Source organism: Streptomyces sp. NPDC033845, assembly GCF_055576225.1.
The window spans coordinates 170,264-187,543 of record NZ_JBVIRI010000014.1 but is presented as its reverse complement, the minus strand read 5'-3'; the positions used below and the strand labels follow the sequence as shown (position 1 = coordinate 187,543).

Annotated in this window: 19 protein-coding genes and 1 tRNA gene; 13 read left to right on the top strand and 7 right to left on the bottom strand. The window is 74.3% G+C overall.

The window, feature by feature from the left end:
- Window positions 1–196: 196 nt before the first annotated feature.
- Entirely contained in the window at window positions 197–763 is a 567-nt protein-coding gene (locus tag ACZ50K_RS27585; RefSeq protein WP_468907842.1) for a GPR1/FUN34/YaaH family transporter, read from the bottom strand.
- A gap of 109 nt (window positions 764–872) precedes the next feature.
- Window positions 873–1,406: a universal stress protein gene (locus ACZ50K_RS27580; RefSeq protein WP_468907841.1), complete on the bottom strand. Its 534-nt coding sequence runs from the start codon at window positions 1,404–1,406 to the stop codon at window positions 873–875.
- A 305-nt stretch (window positions 1,407–1,711) separates the two neighbouring features.
- On the opposite strand from ACZ50K_RS27580, the gene ACZ50K_RS27575 reads away from it, so the two are divergent.
- The 4 genes from ACZ50K_RS27575 (at window position 1,712) to ACZ50K_RS27560 (ending at window position 4,510) form a co-directional block, all read left to right on the top strand.
- Window positions 1,712–2,095: a hypothetical protein gene (locus ACZ50K_RS27575; RefSeq protein ID WP_468907839.1), complete on the top strand. Its 384-nt coding sequence runs from the start codon at window positions 1,712–1,714 to the stop codon at window positions 2,093–2,095.
- Between the two features lie 375 nt (window positions 2,096–2,470).
- A complete protein-coding gene (locus tag ACZ50K_RS27570) occupies window positions 2,471–3,643 on the top strand; it encodes a helix-turn-helix domain-containing protein (RefSeq protein WP_468907837.1) in 1,173 nt (390 codons plus the stop codon).
- Window positions 3,644–3,738: 95 nt separating this feature from the next.
- Window positions 3,739–4,341, top strand: coding sequence for an oligoribonuclease (gene orn / locus ACZ50K_RS27565; protein WP_468907836.1), 603 nt, complete (start codon window positions 3,739–3,741; stop codon window positions 4,339–4,341).
- A 96-nt stretch (window positions 4,342–4,437) separates the two neighbouring features.
- A tRNA-His gene (locus ACZ50K_RS27560) sits at window positions 4,438–4,510 on the top strand.
- Window positions 4,511–4,727: 217 nt separating this feature from the next.
- Here the strand turns inward: ACZ50K_RS27560 and ACZ50K_RS27555 are convergent.
- Both ACZ50K_RS27555 and ACZ50K_RS27550 read right to left on the bottom strand, forming a co-directional pair.
- A complete protein-coding gene (locus ACZ50K_RS27555) occupies window positions 4,728–6,143 on the bottom strand; it encodes a HAMP domain-containing sensor histidine kinase (protein ID WP_468907835.1) in 1,416 nt (471 codons plus the stop codon).
- Entirely contained in the window at window positions 6,140–6,829 is a 690-nt protein-coding gene (locus ACZ50K_RS27550; protein WP_468907834.1) for a response regulator transcription factor, read from the bottom strand. The genes ACZ50K_RS27555 and ACZ50K_RS27550 overlap by 4 nt, the downstream gene beginning before the upstream one ends.
- Before the next feature lie 79 nt (window positions 6,830–6,908).
- On the opposite strand from ACZ50K_RS27550, the gene ACZ50K_RS27545 reads away from it, so the two are divergent.
- From ACZ50K_RS27545 to ACZ50K_RS27535, 3 genes are all read left to right on the top strand, one after another.
- A complete protein-coding gene (locus ACZ50K_RS27545) occupies window positions 6,909–7,442 on the top strand; it encodes a hypothetical protein (protein WP_468907832.1) in 534 nt (177 codons plus the stop codon).
- A gap of 64 nt (window positions 7,443–7,506) precedes the next feature.
- Window positions 7,507–7,794 (top strand): type II toxin-antitoxin system Phd/YefM family antitoxin, encoded by a 288-nt coding sequence (locus ACZ50K_RS27540; RefSeq protein ID WP_468907830.1) that lies wholly within the window; start codon window positions 7,507–7,509, stop codon window positions 7,792–7,794.
- A complete protein-coding gene (locus ACZ50K_RS27535; RefSeq protein ID WP_468907829.1) occupies window positions 7,791–8,045 on the top strand; it encodes a Txe/YoeB family addiction module toxin in 255 nt (84 codons plus the stop codon). The genes ACZ50K_RS27540 and ACZ50K_RS27535 overlap by 4 nt, the downstream gene beginning before the upstream one ends.
- A gap of 22 nt (window positions 8,046–8,067) precedes the next feature.
- Here ACZ50K_RS27535 and ACZ50K_RS27530 read toward each other — a convergent pair whose 3' ends face one another.
- Both ACZ50K_RS27530 and ACZ50K_RS27525 read right to left on the bottom strand, forming a co-directional pair.
- Window positions 8,068–8,943, bottom strand: a complete 876-nt coding sequence (locus ACZ50K_RS27530) for a spermidine synthase (protein WP_468907827.1) — start codon at window positions 8,941–8,943, stop codon at window positions 8,068–8,070.
- Window positions 8,944–8,998: 55 nt separating this feature from the next.
- Window positions 8,999–9,439, bottom strand: a complete 441-nt coding sequence (locus ACZ50K_RS27525) for a hypothetical protein (RefSeq protein WP_468907825.1) — start codon at window positions 9,437–9,439, stop codon at window positions 8,999–9,001.
- A 231-nt stretch (window positions 9,440–9,670) separates the two neighbouring features.
- On the opposite strand from ACZ50K_RS27525, the gene ACZ50K_RS27520 reads away from it, so the two are divergent.
- Complete coding sequence (locus ACZ50K_RS27520; protein WP_468907824.1) at window positions 9,671–11,014, top strand: tetratricopeptide repeat protein; 1,344 nt, start codon at window positions 9,671–9,673, stop codon at window positions 11,012–11,014.
- Between the two features lie 25 nt (window positions 11,015–11,039).
- Here the strand turns inward: ACZ50K_RS27520 and ACZ50K_RS27515 are convergent, their stop codons facing one another.
- Window positions 11,040–11,633, bottom strand: a complete 594-nt coding sequence (locus ACZ50K_RS27515) for a histidine phosphatase family protein (protein ID WP_468907823.1) — start codon at window positions 11,631–11,633, stop codon at window positions 11,040–11,042.
- A gap of 99 nt (window positions 11,634–11,732) precedes the next feature.
- Between ACZ50K_RS27515 and ACZ50K_RS27510 the strand changes: the two genes are divergently transcribed.
- The 5 genes from ACZ50K_RS27510 (at window position 11,733) to ACZ50K_RS27490 (ending at window position 17,178) form a co-directional block, all read left to right on the top strand.
- Window positions 11,733–12,554 (top strand): phosphatase PAP2 family protein, encoded by an 822-nt coding sequence (locus ACZ50K_RS27510; RefSeq protein WP_468907822.1) that lies wholly within the window; start codon window positions 11,733–11,735, stop codon window positions 12,552–12,554.
- Complete coding sequence (locus ACZ50K_RS27505) at window positions 12,493–13,683, top strand: hypothetical protein (RefSeq protein WP_468907820.1); 1,191 nt, start codon at window positions 12,493–12,495, stop codon at window positions 13,681–13,683. Before ACZ50K_RS27510 ends, ACZ50K_RS27505 begins: the two co-directional genes overlap by 62 nt.
- Window positions 13,671–15,263, top strand: coding sequence for a hypothetical protein (locus ACZ50K_RS27500; RefSeq protein WP_468907818.1), 1,593 nt, complete (start codon window positions 13,671–13,673; stop codon window positions 15,261–15,263). Before ACZ50K_RS27505 ends, ACZ50K_RS27500 begins: the two co-directional genes overlap by 13 nt.
- Window positions 15,260–16,597, top strand: a complete 1,338-nt coding sequence (locus ACZ50K_RS27495) for an AAA domain-containing protein (RefSeq protein ID WP_468907817.1) — start codon at window positions 15,260–15,262, stop codon at window positions 16,595–16,597. The genes ACZ50K_RS27500 and ACZ50K_RS27495 overlap by 4 nt, the downstream gene beginning before the upstream one ends.
- Before the next feature lie 239 nt (window positions 16,598–16,836).
- The gene (locus ACZ50K_RS27490; protein WP_468907815.1) at window positions 16,837–17,178 is read left to right on the top strand and encodes a hypothetical protein; all 342 of its coding nucleotides are present in this window, start codon (window positions 16,837–16,839) and stop codon (window positions 17,176–17,178) included.
- The last annotated feature ends 102 nt before the right edge of the window (window positions 17,179–17,280 follow it).

The following is a 17,280-nucleotide window of genomic DNA, read 5'->3' as shown; positions in this document are numbered from 1 at the left end:
GGCATCCCGCTCCAGCTGCTGGCGTACCACACCGCCCTGGCCCTGGGCCGGGACATCGACAAGCCGCGCAACCTGGCGAAGTCCGTCACCGTCGAGTAGCACGGACGGACGATCCGGGCGGACGGCCCGGAACACGGAACGGCCCCCGCGCACCGAAGGGTGCGCGGGGGCCGTTCCCGTCCCGCCGGACGGGACCTCAGCCCGCGGCGACCGCGCCGCGGCGCGACTTGCCGAGGGCCATCGGCCAGTTCGCCAGGGCGGCGGTCGCCCCGTACCAGGCGAGCAGGCCCGAGAGGGCGGCGACCCAGCCGCCGGCCTTGGCGAGGCCCCCGCTCTCGGCGAAGGCGCTGATCGCCAGGAGGAGCAGGGAGACCGTCAGCAGGCCGTAGACGCCCTGCCCGAACAGGCCGCCCGAGGCGGCGGCGGTGAGGCTCAGCGCGAGGAGCGCGAAGAGCACGAGAAACGTTCCGGCAGCGTCCGCGGACACCGCCGCACCGGCCCCCTTGGCCCAGGTGAACCAGAAGACCCCGAGGCCCGCGAAGGCCGTTCCGTTGAACCCGTCGCCGCCCCGGTACTCCAGGAGACCGGCTATGAAGAGGGCGGCGCCGCCGACGTACATGGCGAGGAGTACGGAACTGGCCACGGTCACCCCGTCGATGACTCCGGTGTGGCCGATTCCGAACGCGAGAAGGGTGAGTCCCAGGGCCAGGTGCCCCAGGGTGGAGATGGAGGCCGTGCTTCCCGCAGAGACGTCGTTGTCCACGGCGGGGCTCCCTTCGATCTGCAGTTATGTGCTGCTACCCAGCGAGTTTTATGCACCCTTCACACCGGGTCACAACCGCACAATGCGCAGTCAAGCGGTCACGGAGCGATTACGGAATGACAACGACGGGCCGCTGCGCGCGCTTGGCCAGCCGGCCGGCCACCGAGCCGAAGATCCGGCCCACGATGCCGTGCGTGGAGCCCACCACGATGGCGTCGGCCGAGTACTCCCGGCCCACCTCCTCCAGCTCGTGGCAGATGTCCCCGCCGCGCTCGACCAGGATCCACGGCACCTCCGCCAGATAGTCGGCGCAGGCCAGTTCCAGGCCCAGCACCTCGGTGCGGTGGTCGGGGACGTCGACGAACACGGGCGGCTCGCAGCCGGCCCACACCGTGGTGGGCAGCCGGTTGGCCACGTGCACGATGATCAGACCGGAACCGGAGCGCCGGGCCATGCCGATGGCATAGGCCAGGGCCCGTTCACTGGAAGTGGAACCGTCGAAGCCCACCACGACCCCGTGCCGGAAGGCCGGATCGCAGGGGTGGGGGCGGGTGTCCTCCGCGGCGCGCAGATCGGCCGACGGGGAGTCGGCGACGCGCTTGTGCTTGCGGTCCGCGGGTTCGGGGAATTCGTGACCGGCCATGGCTGTCTCGGCGTTGGATCCTCGGGAATCGGGCGGATTGGCGACGCAGGGTGACGGAGCTGGAGTCCGGGAAGCATCTTCCCAAGCCCTTACCCACCAGGGTACGGCGACACTCCTGTCCTGCACAGGGCATGCCGCCCTTGGAGAGCGTCCCAGGGAGCATGCCGGAGCGGACCCTCCTTGGCAATGGCGGTTGGTCCCTACAGGCAGTGACGAGCCACCCGTGCGCGCAGTGACCGAGCCAGGTGGCGGGGCGTTGGACAAGAGTCCGACCGCCGAAGGAAGACCCCGCAGGGAGTACTGCCGTGTCACCCCACCCGGTTCACCCCGTCCGTCCGGCCCACCCCGTCAAGCCCGCCCCGCCCGCCCAGGAGGACCCCGCCGGGGAGGTGGTGCGCTGGGCCGCCTTCAGCTGCCTGCTGGTCCCGGTGGTCCTGGTGGTCTACGGCACCTCGTACGGCGGGGCGGCCGTGGCCACCCTGGGTCTGGCCGCCGTCACCACGGCCTGCCGGGTGATGCTGCGGCACGCGGAGAAGACGGAGCGGGCGGCCCTGGCCCTCGCGATCGCCCGGGAATCGCCGGCCCAGGGGCCCGCGGCGCACCGCGGCCGGCACTCCCGGACCGGGGCCGGCGCGCACCGCGGCTGCCACGGGGCGGCCACGGCCAACGGGGGCACCCCGCAGGACTGACCGGTTCGCACACCCGCGCCCGCATGTTTTCAGCCAACTTCACATCCGGACGCACCCCCTGCCGGAATGTCCCCCCACCCCCCTCACCACCAGTGAATACGGGGCGTGGGGGGCCCGTTGACCCGTCGGGTACTGGCCACCGGCATAGGCCGCTCTACCCCCCAAGGTCGCGGAGTGGAACGCTTACTGATCGAATGCTTTTCGCCAAGTTGCCAAGTCGACATAGCGCTGCGTGCTGAACTTGTCACGCCGACACCACGCGACGCAGTAGATTCGATCATGTATTTACGGCGGGGGATCACGTGCAAGGCCGAGGGGATACGTGCAGGTGCGACCAGACCAAGGAGTCGCGACACCCAAGGGGGGCTTAGCGCCATGAGCCAGGATTCCACCGCCGTCGTCGCGGACGCCGGCCGGAAACTCGCGGGGCGCCGCCGCAGGGAAATCGTCGCGGTGCTGCTCTTCAGCGGCGGACCGATCTTCGAGAGTTCCATTCCACTCTCCGTGTTCGGCATTGACCGGCAGGACGCGGGAGTTCCACGCTACCGACTGCTCGTGTGCGCCGGGGAGGACGGTCCGCTGCGGACCACCGGCGGACTCGAACTGACCGCACCGTACGGTCTGGAGGCGATCGCCCGCGCCGGCACCGTCGTCGTCCCGGCCTGGCGGTCCATCACATCGCCACCGCCTCCGGAGGCGCTCGACGCACTGCGTCTGGCGCACGAGGAGGGGGCCCGGATCGTCGGACTGTGCACGGGCGCCTTCGTGCTGGCCGCGGCCGGTCTGCTCGACGGCCGCCCGGCGACCACCCACTGGATGTACGCGCCGACGCTCGCCAAGCGCTACCCGTCCGTCCACGTGGACCCGCGCGAGCTGTTCGTCGACGACGGTGACGTGCTCACCTCGGCCGGCACCGCGGCCGGAATCGACCTGTGCCTGCACATCGTGCGCACCGACCACGGCAGCGAGGCCGCCGGGGCGCTGGCCCGCAGGCTGGTCGTGCCGCCGCGGCGGACCGGCGGGCAGGAACGCTATCTCGACCGGTCGCTGCCGGAGGAGATCGGCGCCGACCCGCTGGCCGAGGTGGTGGCCTGGGCCCTGGAGCACCTCCACGAGCAGTTCGACGTGGAGACCCTGGCGGCCCGCGCCTACATGAGCCGGCGCACCTTCGACCGCCGGTTCCGGTCACTGACCGGCAGCGCCCCGCTCCAGTGGCTGATCACCCAGCGGGTGCTGCAGGCCCAACGGCTGCTGGAGACCTCCGACTACTCGGTCGACGAGGTCGCCGGACGCTGCGGGTTCCGCTCCCCGGTCGCGCTGCGCGGGCACTTCCGGCGGCAGCTGGGGTCCTCCCCGGCCGCCTACCGCTCGGCCTACCGGGCCCGTCGCCCGCAGAGCGACGTGGCCCCGGCGGACCGGCACTCCGACGGACCGGTCCCGCACCAGCGGACCCCGCAGCCCCAGCGGGCGGCGGCGGCCCTGGCGGCCACCGGGCCCTCGGTGGCCGAGCTGTACGCCCCCGGGCGGGCCCTGCGCGAACACGCCTGACCCCCCGCCCGGGGTCGCGTGGCGGGACATGGGTGACGAAGGTCCCCGGATCGGTGCACGACCGATCCGGGGACCTTCCGCATAAGGTGAGACGCATGAACGATCGCATGGTGTGGATCGACTGCGAGATGACCGGGCTCTCGCTGACGGACGACGCACTTATCGAGGTGGCCGCACTGGTCACCGACTCGGAGCTCAACGTGCTCGGCGAAGGCGTGGACATCGTGATCCGCCCGCCGGACTCGGCCCTGGAGACCATGCCCGAGGTGGTGCGCGCCATGCACACCTCCTCCGGGCTCCTCGACGAACTGGCCGCGGGCACCACCCTCGCGGACGCCGAGGCCCAGGTCCTGGCCTACGTACGGGAACACGTCAAGGAACCCCGCAAGGCCCCGCTCTGCGGGAACTCGGTCGGCACCGACCGCGGGTTCCTGCTGCGCGACATGGCCGCGCTGGAGAGCTGGATGCACTACCGGATCGTGGACGTGTCCTCGATCAAGGAACTGGCGCGCCGCTGGTACCCGCGGGCCTACTTCAACAGCCCGCCCAAGAACGGCAACCACCGGGCGCTCGCCGACATCAGGGAGTCCATCGCGGAACTGCGCTACTACCGCGAGGCGGTCTTCGTGCCGCAGCCCGGACCCGACTCGGACACCGCGAAGACGATCGCCGCCAGGCACGTCCTGCCCACCGAGTAACCGCCCCCGGAGGAAGGACCGGGAAAAGGGGTGCGCGAGCACCCCCGAACACCCTGTACCCTTTTCTTCGGCCGGTCGGAATTCCGACCGGACATGGTGGGTGTAGCTCAGCTGGTAGAGCACCTGGTTGTGGTCCAGGTGGCCGCGGGTTCAAGTCCCGTCACTCACCCTGTCGAAGGGCCCCGGTACGCGCGAGCGCACCGGGGCCCTTCACGTTTGCCACCAGTCCGCGTACGGCGGCTCGCCCATCGGGCCCGGCCCGGTGCGGGCCGGGGTGGCGGACCGGATCGTCCGGGCGGACCCCGCGGGCCCTCCGCCGGGAAGACTGCCACCGCACCGGCCGCGATCAGCAGACCCGCGGTACGGGACGCGGGGCGCGGCGCGCCTCAGCCGTGCCGTTTGCGGCGGCCCGGACGCCCGGGGCGGCCCGGGCGGACCCGCCGGCCGGCGCCCGGCCGGTCCCCGCCGCGGCTGCGGCCGTCCAGGCCGATCCACACCCGGACCTCGGTGCCGCCCAGCACCGAACGGCCCAGCCGCAGGTCCCCGCCGGTGGACTCGGCCACCCGCCGGACGATGTCCAGGCCCAGCCCGGTGGAGCCGGTGCGGCCGCCGTCGTTGCCGCGCCGCAGCGCCGCGTCCGGGTCGGCGATGCCGGGGCCCGCGTCCGAGACCAGCACGATCACCGCGTCCCCCGCGTCGTGCACGTCCACCGAGAAGGGGGTGCCCTCCGGGGTGTGCCGGAACACGTTGCCCAGCATCGCGTCCAGCGCCGCCGCCAGCTCCGGGCGCGCCACCGGGATCCGTACCGTCCGGTCCACGCCGGCCAGCCGGACCTCCCGGCCCTCGTCCTCGGCCAGTGCCGACCAGAACGCCATCCGGTCCCGGATCACCTCCGAGGCGTCGCAGCCGGCCGCGCCGGAGGCGGCCCCGGCGGCAGCCGCCGGGCGCTGCTCCCGGGCGGTCCGGATGATGGTGTCCACCTCCCGTTCCAGCTGCTCCACCGCGGCCCGGGTCTGGTCGGCGGCCGGGCCCTCGCCCAGCGAGGCCGCGTTGAGCCGGAGCACGGTCAGCGGGGTGCGCAGCCGGTGCGAGAGGTCGGCGGCCAGCTCCCGCTCGTTGGCGAGGAGTTCCACGACCTGGTCGGCCATGGCGTTGAACGCCACCGCCGCCGAGTGGAGTTCCCTGGGCCCGCCCTCCGGCACCCGTGCCCCCAGCTTCCCCTCGCCGAGCTGCTGGGCGGCGTCCGCCAGGCGTTTCGCCGGACGGATCATGCGGGCGCCGAGCCGGTCGGCGACCGCCACCGAGCCGATGACCAGGGCCAGTCCGACTCCGGCGAGCACCAGCCAGGCGGTGGTCACCCCGTTGCTGACCTCGCTCTCCGGGACGAGGATCTCGACCACGGCGATGTCCCCGGAACCGAGGGCGGTGGGCTGGAGCAGCGCCGAACCGCCGCCCGGCACCGGGGTGGTGCGGGCCGAGCCCTCGCGGCGGGTCTGCTCCACGGCCGCCCGGCCCGCCCAGCCCGGCTCCCCGATGGTCGCGGCCGGGGCGTCGTCCACGGCCGGGACGTGCACGGACATCCGGCGCACCGCGCCCATGTCGGTGCTCTCCACGGCCCGCAGCAGCTGGGCCGCGTCGGTGGTGATGGAGAGGGTGGGGCCGATGGTGGCGGCCTGCCGTTCGGCGTTGGAGAAGGCCCGGTCGCGGGCCATCTCCTGGACCACCAGGCCCAGCGGCACGGCGAACGCGACCACCACCATCGCGGTGACCGCCAGACACACCTTGACCAGGGCCCATCTCATGCCGGCGGCTCCAGCTTCACCCCGACCCCGCGCAGGGTGTGCAGATAGCGGGGGCTGGCCGCGGTCTCGCCCAGTTTCCGGCGGAGCCAGGAGAGGTGGACGTCGATGGTCTGGTCGTCGCCGTAGGACTGCTGCCACACCTCGGCGAGCAGCTCCCGGCGGGCCACCACCACCCCGGGCCGGCCGGCCAGGAAGGCCAGCAGGTCGAACTCCCGCCGGGTGAGGTCCAGTACGGACCCGTCCAGTTCGGCCTGCCGGCGCAGCGGGTCGATGGCGAGGCCGCCGACCCGCAGCACCCGGGAGGGCGGTTCGGCGCCGGGGGCGGAGCGGGCCCGGCGCAGCACGGCGGCCATCCGGGCGGACAGGTGCTCCACCGAGAAGGGTTTGGTCAGGTAGTCGTCCGCGCCGTCGTTGAGCAGCCGGACGATCTCCGCCTCGTCGTCCCGGGCGGTCGCGATGATCACGGGGACGTCGGTGATGCCGCGGAGCATCTTCAGGGCCTCGGCGCCGTCCAGGTCGGGCAGCCCCAGGTCGAGGATCACCACGTCGAACCGGAAGTGCGCGACCTCCCGCAGGGCTTCCAGCGCCGTCCCCACGCTCCGCACGGTGTGCGAGGCATCGGTGAGGTGCCGGATCAGAGCGGAACGTACGAACTGGTCGTCCTCGACCACGAGCACACTTGCCATGGGCGGCACCGTACGCCATTCGGGGGACCCGCCGGGGTGGCGGTCCGGTACTCGACGGGGTGGTGCAGTATGTGGCCTGATGCGACGAGGACTTGTTCATGCGCTGGCCTGGACCCTGGCCACCGGGGCGGCGGTGACCCTGTCCTGGTGGGGCGTGCACACGGTGATGTCCGGCACGGCCTACGACCGGCCGCAGGCGATCCCCCTGGTCAGCCGCCCGCTGTCCTCCTCCACCCATGACACCCTCCCCGCCCCGCCGCCCTCGCCGACGCCTGCGGCCTCCCCGTCGGCGAGCCCGTCCCGGCCCTCCCCGACCGTCTCCCGCCCGCCGTCGAAGACCCCGCCGCGGCCCGGGGCCCAGTCCCGCCCCAAGCCCCGCCCCAAGACCTCCGGCCGGGTCGAGGGAACCACCGTGGACGGCGGCCGGGTGGTCTTCGACCTGGGCGGCCCCGTCGGGGAACTGGTCTCGGCGACCCCGGAGGCGGGCTGGCAGATGCAGGTGTGGAAACAGCCGCACTGGATCCGCGTGACCTTCACCCGGGACGGCCGCGAGGTATCCGTCTTCTGCACCTGGAACGACCACCCGCCCCTGGTCGAAACCTGGGAGTCCTGATAAGTGGTACGGTAATCCCGTACGGCTTGCCGGCCTGACTCGGAACGCATCTGGAGGTCATACCGTGCCCATCTCCGCGAACGAGGCCCGGCAACGCTTCTACCCTCTGATCAAGCAGGTCAACGAGGACCACCAGCCCATAGAGGTCACCTCGCGCGAGCACGGCGACATCGTGATGATGTCCGCCGAGGACTTCCGCTCCTGGCAGGAGACCGTCTACCTGCTGCGGTCACCGCGCAACGCGCAGATCCTGATGGAGTCCATCGAGCAGTTGGACGCCGGTCTGGGCCAGGCCAGAGAGCTGATCCTGGAGGAAGGCGAGGACGAAAACACGTCAGGAGCCACTGCGTGAAGATCGTCTTCTCGGACGCCGCCTGGAACCAGTACACGTACTGGGCCACGGCGGATCCCAAGATCCTCAAGCGGATCAATCGTCTGATCCAGGAGATCAGCCGGACTCCGTTCGAGGGGATCGGAAAGCCCGAGCCCCTCAAGGAGGGCCTCACAGGGTGGTGGTCCCGGCGGATCACGGACGAGCACCGGCTCGTCTACCGGGTGCGAGACCAGGCCGTGGAGATCGCCCAGGCCCGCTACCACTACTGAGCCCCGGCCCCCCGGTCCGCCGTCAGTGGAAGGCGGAGGGCGGTGGGGCCGGGGAGCGGGTGGCGGTGGTGTCGGTGACGGGGGTGGCGCCGCCGGCGAAGTCGGCCAGGGGGCGGCCGTGTTCGACGCGGCCGGGGTGCGGGTCGCTGGCGACCCGGCGGGTGAACTCGGCGACGGGGAGTTCGCCGTCGGCCGCCACCAGGACCGCGTTGCCGAAGCGTCTGCCCCGCCAGACCACCGGGTCCGCGGCCATCGCCAGCCGCTCGAACCGGGAGGCCGCGGTGGCGATCTGGGCCCGCAGATGGGTCAGCGGCGGACCGTCCGCGAGGTTGGCCGCGTACCAGCCGGTGGGCGCCATCGTCCGCCGCACCTCGTCGAGGAACTCGGTGCTGGTCAGATGGGCCGGGGTGCGGGCCCCGCCGAACACGTCCGCGATCACCAGGTCCGCCCAGCCGTCCGGCACCTTGGCCAGCCCGGCCCGCGCGTCCAGCGCCCGGACCCGGACCCGGGCCTGCGGGTCCAGCGGCAGGTGCTGTCGTACGAAGGCGACCAGCCCCGCGTCGATCTCCACGATCTGCTGGGCGGACCGGGGGCGGGTGGCGGCGGTGTAGCGGGCCAGGGTGAAGGCCCCGCCGCCGAGGTGGAGCACGTTCAGCGGCTGCCGGGCCGGTGCGGCCAGGTCGATCAGGTGGCCGATCCGCCGCTGGTAGGAGAAGTCGAGGTGGGTGGGGTCGTCGAGGTCCACGTGGGACTGGGGGGCGCCGTCGATCAGCAGGGTCCAGGCGCGCGGCCGGTCCCGGTCCGGGGCCAGTTCGGCCAGCCCGCCGTCCACCGGGCCGCCGATCGTCTCGGAGGTCTCCCGGGTCTCGCGTCCGCCGCGCCGTCTGCTCTTCGCCACCAGCTCATTATGGCTGGTCAGCGGCGCGGCGGCCGGGCGGTGGCGGGGGCGCCGGTCAGCGGCAGTTGTCCGCGGCCTCGATCAGCCGGGCCGCCTCGCCGAGCGCGGCCCGCAGGACCGCCGGGTCGGTGAGCGGGTCCCCCGCCTCGGGCGGCAGCAGCCAGCCGGTGCCCATGGCGGCGGGGGCCTCGCCGATGCGGATGCCGCGCCCGTCGCTCTGGGTGCAGGCGCTGCCGGGCAGGTCCCAGCCGTCGGCGGTGCCGGCCGGGACGAGGAAGCCGAGGGTGTCGCCGGAGCCGTCGTGCAGGACCGGGCCGACTCCGGCCGGTGAGGGGGCGGCCGGGGAGGCCGCGGCCCGGCGGATGATGTCCACCGCCTCCAGCCCCTGGCGGGTGGGCACGGTCACCAGATCGGGCTCGGTCCCGGGCGGGAGGCCCACCGCCGTACCGAGTGCGCCTCCGCCGAGGCTGCTGCCGTCCATGCCGGCCTCCATCATGGGAACCCCTCCTCCTGCGTTCCTTGAGCGCTCCTCAAGGCTCAACGCGCGGGGGCGTCAACAGTGGCGGCGGCAGGACGCCGCAAAGGATGGCAGTTCATGGCGGATCGCGGGTGAGATATCCGTTTTGTAGCCAAACCGAGTGTGGTGGGGCATCGGGTGGCGGTACGTTCGTGCGCGCCGGTTCCCCACCGGCCACCGGCAGTCAGTCTTGCCAGAGAGGCCACGTCGATGACGTCGTCCCCCGTCGCGCTCACGCCCAACACGCCTTTCCGGCGCCTGCGCGGGCAGCACTCCCCGGCCGAGTTCGCGGCCATGGTGCGCCGGGCGGCCCGGGAAATCGGAGAAACGGTTTCCTGCGACGCCCGCTACATCGGCCGCGTGGAGTCGGGCGAGATCCGCTGCCCCAACTACGCGTACGAGCGCGTGTTCCTCCACATGTTCCCCGGCCGCGCCCTGGCCGATCTCGGGTTCAGCCCGCGGGAGTCGGTGCGCGGCCGGTCGGCCCGGCCCGCCCCGGTCCCGGTCCCGGTCCCGGTCCCGGCCGCGCGCCGGGGCCCGGGCGAGGACAGCGAGGTGCTGCGGCGCGCCTTCATGGCCGGCGGATCCGCCACGGTGGCCGCCGCCACCCTCGGCCTCGGCCTCCTCGGGGACCAGCGGCGGCCGCCCGGCCGGGCCGGCGAGTCCGAGGCCGTGGCCGTGGAGGCGGCGGTGCGCCAGATCCGGCTGCTGGACGACCGGCACGGCGCCGACACCCTCTACCGGCGGGCCACCGAGCCGCTGCGCGCCGCCTACGCCCTGCTGGACGCCGGGGCGACCCGGCAGTCCACCGAGGACCGGCTGCACGCGGGCGCCGGGGAACTGGCCCTCTCGGTGGGCTGGCTGGCGCACGACTCGGGCCGTTTCGACGACGCCCGCTCGCACTACGCCGAGGCGCTGGCCACCGCCCGGGTGTCGGGGGATCCGGCGCTGGAGGCGCACGCCTTCAGCAACACGGCCTTCCTGGCCCGGGACTGCGGCCGGCCCCGGGAGGCGGTCCGGGCCGCCCAGGCGGGCCTGCGGGCGGCCCGCACCCTGGGCTCGGCACGGCTGCTGTCGCTGCTCTCGCTCCGCGAGGCCGGCGGCTGGGCGGGGCTGGCGGACCGCCGGGCCTGCGAGGAGGCGCTGACCCGGGCGCACACCCAGTTCTCCCGGGGGGCCTCGGCGGCCGACCCGGAGTGGATGTCCTTCTTCGGCGAGGCGGAGCTGGAGTCGCTGGAGTCCCGCTGCTGGGCGGCGCTGGGCGAGCACCGGCGGGCCGCCCGGCACGCCCGCCGGGCGGCCGACCTCCAGGATCCGCACTTCGCCCGGAACGTGGCCCTCTACACCGCCGAGCTCGCCGAGGACCTGGCCCGGGCCGGCGCCCCGGACGAGGCGGCCTGGGCGGGGCACCGGGTCCTGGACCACCTCGACGAGGTCCGCTCCACCCGGGTCCGGTCGATGCTGTCGGCCACCGCCGAGGCGCTCGTACCGCACCGGCGGTCCCCCCGGGTGGCCGAGTTCCTGGCCCGCCGGACCCTCGTCCAGAAGGTCTGAGCGCCACGGGTCCGGCGCCCGCGGGTCAGTCCAGGTGGCCGGTGTCGTTCCAGCGTTCCAGCGCGGGGGCCCCGTAGGACCAGCCGAGGATGGACAGGGAGGTGGGGTCCAGCCGGATCCGGGAGCCGAAGAAGGCGTCCTCGCCGAGCCAGCGGGCGGCCAGGGTCCGCAGGATGTGGCCGTGGGCGAAGACCAGGACGTCCCGTTCGGCCGAGCGGGCCCAGGCGACGACCTCGTCGGCGCGGGCGGACACGTCGGCGACGGTCTCCCCGCCCTGCGCGCCGTCCCGCCAGATCAGCCAGCCGGGGCGGACCGCGTGGATCTCGGCGGGGGTCATCCCCTCGTAGTCCCCGTAGTCCCATTCCATCAGCGCGTCCCAGGGATCGGCCTGGATGCCGAACCCGGCGATGTCGCAGGTCTCGCTGGCGCGGACCAGCGGGCTGGTGCGGACCTCCAGACCGGGCAGGCCGGACCACGGGTCGCGGGCCAGCCGGTCGCCGAGCAGCTTCGCCCCGCGCTTCCCCTCCTCCAGGAGCGGGACGTCGGTCCGTCCCGTGTGCTTTCCGGACAGCGACCAGGCCGTCTGTCCGTGGCGGGCCAGCAGAATACGGGGCGCCATGTCTGTTTCTCCCGGGTTCGTACCGCTTGGGCTTTCCGATCATCATCCAACACATGAACACCAGGCAACCCAACCGCGCATGCGTTCGTCTTACGTCGTATGACTGAACGGCACCGGACCACCCGATGGTGGTCCGAACTGCTGCTGCTGGGACTCGTCTACGCGGCGTACTCCTGCGGCAGACTCCTGGCCCGCGGCGATGTACAGCTGGCCATAGACCACGGCCTCGCCATCCTCCGGTACGAGGGCTTCCTCGGCATCGACTTCGAACGGCCCCTGAACCGGCTGTTCACCGCCCAGGCCTGGATCGGCGTACCCGCCGACTTCGTCTACGCCTCGCTGCACTACCTGGTCACCCCGGCGGTGCTGGTCTGGATGTACCGCCGCCGACCCGCCCACTACCGGGCCGCCCGCACCTGGCTGGTCGCCTCCACCCTGCTGGGGCTGATCGGCTTCGCCCTGCTGCCGACCTGCCCGCCCCGGCTGCTGTCCGCCGGCCACGGGTTCACCGACACCATGGCCTACTACAGCTCGTACGGCTGGTGGGGCGCGGAGGCCAGCGCACCGCGCGGCATGGGCTCCCTCACCAACCAGTACGCGGCGATGCCCAGCCTGCACGTGGGCTGGGCCCTGTGGTGCGGGGTGCTGCTCTACCTGCACGGGCGCCGCCCGCTCGCCAAGGCGGCCGGCATCGCGTACCCGCTGCTCACCACCCTGGTGGTGATGGGCACCGCCAACCACTACTTCCTCGACGCGGTGGCCGGGGCCGCCGTCATGGGCGCCGGTTTCCTGCTGGCCCGCCGACTGCTCTCCCGCCGTTCGAGCCCGGTTGTCAGTGGCGGATGGGACACTTCCGCGGGTGAGCTCCTACCCGCCCAGCGGCCGCCCGCCGAAGACGACTCTCCGGCAGCGACTCGCTGATCTGCGCGGCCCCGCCGTGCCGCCCCGCCCGCTGGACGCCCGCGCCCTGGCGGCCCTGGCCGCCAACCCCGGCTGCGGCCGCCGCGCCCTGCTGGACGGCGCCGGGGTCGACAAGACGGTGCTGGCGGGCGCCCTCGGCAGCCCGGCCGGCTTCGGCCAGTCCCAGTTCGCGATCATCCGCGGGAACTCCTTCGAGGCCCGGGTCAAGGCCGACGGCGGCACCGAACTCCTGCGTCTGGTGTACGAGGCGCTGGGCGCCGCCGGCGGCGAGCCGCCCGGCCCGGCCGTCCGCGTCCCCGACCTGACCGCGGCCGGGCCCGACGGCCGGGCCGGCCGGACCGCGCTGGCCCTGCGCGAGGCCACCGCGGCCGCCCTCGCGGACGGCGCCTGGACCCTCCTCGACCACCCGATGCTGGTGCTGGAGGTGGCCGGCACCCCGGCCTATCTGGAGCCGGACGCCCTGGTGGTCGGCCCCGACGGCCGCTGGACCGTCGTCGAGATCAAGTCCTTCCCGATGATCGACGGCTCCGCGGACCCGGCGAAGGCCGGGGCCGCCGCCCGCCAGGCCGCCGTCTACGTCCTGGCCCTGGAGGGCGTCGCGGCCCGGCTGGAGGGCGCCACCGTCGACCACCGGGCGCTGCTGGTCTGCCCCAAGGACTTCTCCAACCTGCCGACCGCGGCCGTCCTCGACATCCGCAAGCAGCGCTCGGTCACCCGCCGCCAGCTGGACCGGCTGACCCGGGTGGAGGACCTGGCCGCCGCCCTCCCGGAGGGCCTGAGCTTCGACCCGTCCCGGCCGGCCGAGGAGCTCGCGGAGGCGGTGGCAGCCGTGGAGGCGGCCTACGCCCCCGACTGCCTGGCCGCCTGCGAGCTGGCCTTCCACTGCCGGGAGCGGGCCCGGGAATCGGGCACCGTCACGGTGCTGGGCCGCTCGGTGCGCGCCGAGCTCGGCTCCCTGGCCACCGTCGGGGCCGCGCTGGCGGCCGCCGCCGGGCCGCCCGCCGCCGACGCGGCCCCCGACCCCGCCGCCGAGGCCCTGCACCGGGCCGCCCGGCTGCGCGCCGAGGCGCTGCGGGCCGCCGCCGACCGTCCGCGCCCGGGCACGGAGGCCCCCGCATGTCCCTGCTGAACACCCTGGCCCGGCTGGAGGCCGTGCACACCGGGCGGGCCCAGCCGCTGGCCACCGTCCGGCACCGTCATCTGGGCGCCCGCCCGATGGTGCTCGTCCCGCTGACCACCGCCGGTGAGGCGGGCGCCCCGCTGGGCGCGATGCTGGGCACCGACCGCCACGAGCCGGTGGTCCTGGTGGTGCCCCAGCCCCGCGACCGCGACCTGCGCTGGGAGTTCCTGGCCGAGCTGGCCGAGCACCTGATGCCGTACCTCGACGGGTACGCGGAACCGGTGGAGCCGGCCGAGCGGACCGAGACCGACCCGGAGACCGGCAAGCGCGTCAAGGTCGAGACCGAGGTGTGCGCGGACGCCCCGCAGCTGATCGTGCCCAGCGGGGCCGGTGTGGAGTACGTCCGGCTGCTCGGCCGGTCGATGCGGTTCCGGCGGACCGCCGAGCAGGACCCCGAGGCCCCACACCCGGTGCCCTCCCGGGTGCCGCTGCTGGGCCGCTGGCTCACCCATCTGGCCGAGCGGTCCCGGGTGCCGGGCTCCTCGATGCTGCTGTCGGCCACCGACCTGCTGTCCCGGCACTGGGCCACCGGCCAGAGCGGTCTGGAGGACCAGCACCTGGGCTCCCTGCTGGGCTGGATAGACCCTCCGGAGGGGCTCTCGGGGGCCGAGTGCGCGCTGCGGGCGGAGCTGGACCGGGACCCGGAGGGCCAGCTGCGGACACCGCCGGCCGGTCCGGCCACCGACCCGGCCTTCGACAACCGGCTGCTGGCCCCGGCGATGGCCCGGTTCGACGCGGCCCGGGCCGAGGCGGCGGACGGGCCGGCGCCCGGGCCCGCCGCGGCGGCCGCCGCGCACGCCGCCGAGCAGGAGGTCCGGCGGCTGGTCGCGGACCAGATGCGCGGCACCTGGTCGGCCGTGTGGCAGGCCCTGGACCTGCTGCGGGAGCTGCCGCCCGGCGAGCGCACCGGGGAGCGCTGGACCCGTGACCGCTGGTCCTACACCGGCCACCGGGACCGGGTCCGGGCGGGCGAGCCGCCCCAGCCGCGCCGCGACGACGCGGTGACGGCGGCCCAGAAGCTGGCCACCCGGGAGACCGAGCAGGCACGTCTGGACGCCCAGGAGGCGCTGGACGACCCGCTGGTGATGGCGGGCCGCCGGCTGTCCGGGGAAGCCTTCGAAGGGGAGGTCACCGAGGTGGTGATGACCTGGACGGAGTCCAAGCGGCCCAGCCCCCGCCCGCTGGTGACGGTGGCCACCGAGGACCGGCCGCAGCTCCCGGAGGGCGGCGGCGGAAAGCTCTTCCGCTCGCTGGACGGAAGGCCGCAGAGCGCCGAGTTCGTCGAGTGGGCCGAGGGCGGCCTGCTGGTGCTGCGGATCCTGGACAAGATGGGCCGCGGCCGGGAGCCCGAGCCGGGTTCGGTGCCGGGCAAGGGCGACCGGGTGTGCTTCACCCTGTTCGAGCACGAGGCCCGCGGCGGCCCGAGGCTGCCCGATCCGGAGCAGACCCCGTGGACCCACGGCGGCCCGCCCGGATCCGCGGCCGCCGTCCCGCTGCCCGACGCCGTGACCGACGAGGACCTGCTGTGACCGAGACCCTGCCGGACCCGGGGGCGGCGGCCGCCCGGGCCACCGAGGCGATCCTGCACGACACCCTGCACAGCCCCCGCCGGGGCGTGGTCGTCGACTCCCCGCCCGGGGCCGGGAAGTCCACCCTGGTGGTGCGGGCGGCCCGGGAGCTGGCCGGGGCCGGCCGCCGGCTGATGATCGTCGCGCAGACCAACGCGCAGGTCGACGACCTGGTGCTGCGGCTGGCGGAGAAGGACCCGGAACTGCCGGTGGGCCGGCTGCACAGCAGCGAGGGCGACGCCTACGACCCGGCGCTGCGCGGGCTGCCCTCGGTGACCCTGTCGGCCAAGCCGGGGGATCTGGCCGAACTGCCGGTGACCGTGTCCACGGCCGCGAAGTGGGCCTATGTCCAGGGGGTGGAGCCCTGGGAGCACGCGATCGTGGACGAGGCCTACCAGATGCGCTCGGACGCCCTGCTGGCCGTGGCCGGACTGTTCGAACGGGCGCTGTTCGTCGGCGATCCGGGGCAGCTGGACCCGTTCAGCGTGGTGGGCGCGGAACAGTGGGCGGGCCTGTCGTACGACCCCTCGGCGTCGGCGGTGTCCACCCTGCTGGCGCACAACCCGGAGCTGCCGCAGCACCGGCTGCCGGTGTCCTGGCGGCTGCCCGCCTCGGCGGCACCGCTGGTGTCCCGCGCCTTCTACCCGTACACCCCGTTCCGCAGCGGCACCGGTCACGGGGACCGGCGGCTGGCCTACGGGGTGGCGGGGGACGGCTCCGGGCCGGACCGGGTGCTGGACGAGGCGGCGGAGTCCGGCTGGGGGCTGCTGGAGCTGCCCGCCCGGCACACCCCGCGGACCGATCCGGAGGCGGTCCGGGCGGTGGCCCTGGTGGTCCGGCGGGCCCTGGACCGCGGCGCGGTCACGGCGGACGAGCACACGGCCGGCCCGCGGCCGCTCGGCCCGGACCGGATCGCGGTCGGCACCGCCCACCGGGACCAGGCGGCGGCGGTCCGGGCGGCGCTGGCGGAACTGGCGGTCACCGGGGTGACGGTGGACACGGCCAACCGGCTCCAGGGCCGGGAGTACGACCTGACGGTGGTCCTGCACCCGCTGTCCGGCCGGCCGGACGCCACCGCCTTCCACCTGGAGACCGGCCGGCTGTGCGTGCTGGCCTCCCGGCACCGGCACGCCTGCGTGGTGGTGGCCCGGGCCGGCATAGCGGACCTGCTGGACGCCCACCCGTCCACCGAACCGGTCCAGCTGGGCGTGGCCGTGAAGTTCCCGGACGGCTGGGAGGCCAACCACACCGTGCTCCAGCAACTCTCCGAGCACCGGGTGCCATGGCGCCCCTGACCGCCCCACCCGAAGCCCGGCCCCACGCCGGACGGAGTCCGGCACGCCGCCAGAGGCGGCAGACCGGCACAGCCCGGACGGCTGGGAGGCCAACCACACCGTGCTCCAGCAACTCTCCGAGCACCGGGTTTCCTGGCGGCCCTAGGCCGCCTGGGGCGGTCTTGCGCGGCGTTGGACAATGGAGGGTGGCCCGGAAGCTCCGCCGGGCCGCGACCGGCCACGAACACAGGAGGACACGTATGGCAGAGCCCGAGCGGACCGAGCGGAGGCTGCGGCCCGCGCCGCTGCTCTTCGAGCCCTCGGAGGCTGCCGCGGACCCGGAGCACTTCTTCGACCTGGAGTCCATCGACGATCCGCGGGAGCTGCTGTCCCGCGCCACCGAGCTGACCCTGGCGTTCCGGGCCGCGCAGGAGCGTGCGACGGAGTTCCAGGCGGTGGCGGCGGCCCAGTTGGCCGACCCCCGCCGGTTCGACCGGCTGTCGACGGCGGCCATCGCCGCCCGCGCCGAGTGGACCGAGGACTACGCCGAGAAGATGATCGAGTTCGGCGAGGACCTGCTCCGGGGCACCCCGGATCCCTGACCCGCCCCACCCCCATGGCATATGCGCGGCGCAAGATAGCGCAGTACGGCCCGGCGCGTCCCCGTTTCCGGTAACTCACCGGAAACGGTCGGCCACACCCGG

What these genes read in the sequence shown, in the direction of transcription:
- ACZ50K_RS27580 (WP_468907841.1), bottom strand. Translation starts at nt 1,406, where the DNA reads ATGGCCGGTCACGAATTCCCCGAACCCGCGGACCGCAAGCACAAGCGC.
- ACZ50K_RS27570 (WP_468907837.1), top strand. Translation starts at nt 2,471, where the DNA reads ATGAGCCAGGATTCCACCGCCGTCGTCGCGGACGCCGGCCGGAAACTC.
- orn (WP_468907836.1), top strand. Translation starts at nt 3,739, where the DNA reads ATGAACGATCGCATGGTGTGGATCGACTGCGAGATGACCGGGCTCTCG.
- ACZ50K_RS27555 (WP_468907835.1), bottom strand. Translation starts at nt 6,143, where the DNA reads ATGAGATGGGCCCTGGTCAAGGTGTGTCTGGCGGTCACCGCGATGGTG.
- ACZ50K_RS27550 (WP_468907834.1), bottom strand. Translation starts at nt 6,829, where the DNA reads ATGGCAAGTGTGCTCGTGGTCGAGGACGACCAGTTCGTACGTTCCGCT.
- ACZ50K_RS27545 (WP_468907832.1), top strand. Translation starts at nt 6,909, where the DNA reads ATGCGACGAGGACTTGTTCATGCGCTGGCCTGGACCCTGGCCACCGGG.
- ACZ50K_RS27525 (WP_468907825.1), bottom strand. Translation starts at nt 9,439, where the DNA reads ATGATGGAGGCCGGCATGGACGGCAGCAGCCTCGGCGGAGGCGCACTC.
- ACZ50K_RS27520 (WP_468907824.1), top strand. Translation starts at nt 9,671, where the DNA reads ATGACGTCGTCCCCCGTCGCGCTCACGCCCAACACGCCTTTCCGGCGC.
- ACZ50K_RS27515 (WP_468907823.1), bottom strand. Translation starts at nt 11,633, where the DNA reads ATGGCGCCCCGTATTCTGCTGGCCCGCCACGGACAGACGGCCTGGTCG.
- ACZ50K_RS27510 (WP_468907822.1), top strand. Translation starts at nt 11,733, where the DNA reads ATGACTGAACGGCACCGGACCACCCGATGGTGGTCCGAACTGCTGCTG.
- ACZ50K_RS27500 (WP_468907818.1), top strand. Translation starts at nt 13,671, where the DNA reads ATGTCCCTGCTGAACACCCTGGCCCGGCTGGAGGCCGTGCACACCGGG.
- ACZ50K_RS27490 (WP_468907815.1), top strand. Translation starts at nt 16,837, where the DNA reads ATGGCAGAGCCCGAGCGGACCGAGCGGAGGCTGCGGCCCGCGCCGCTG.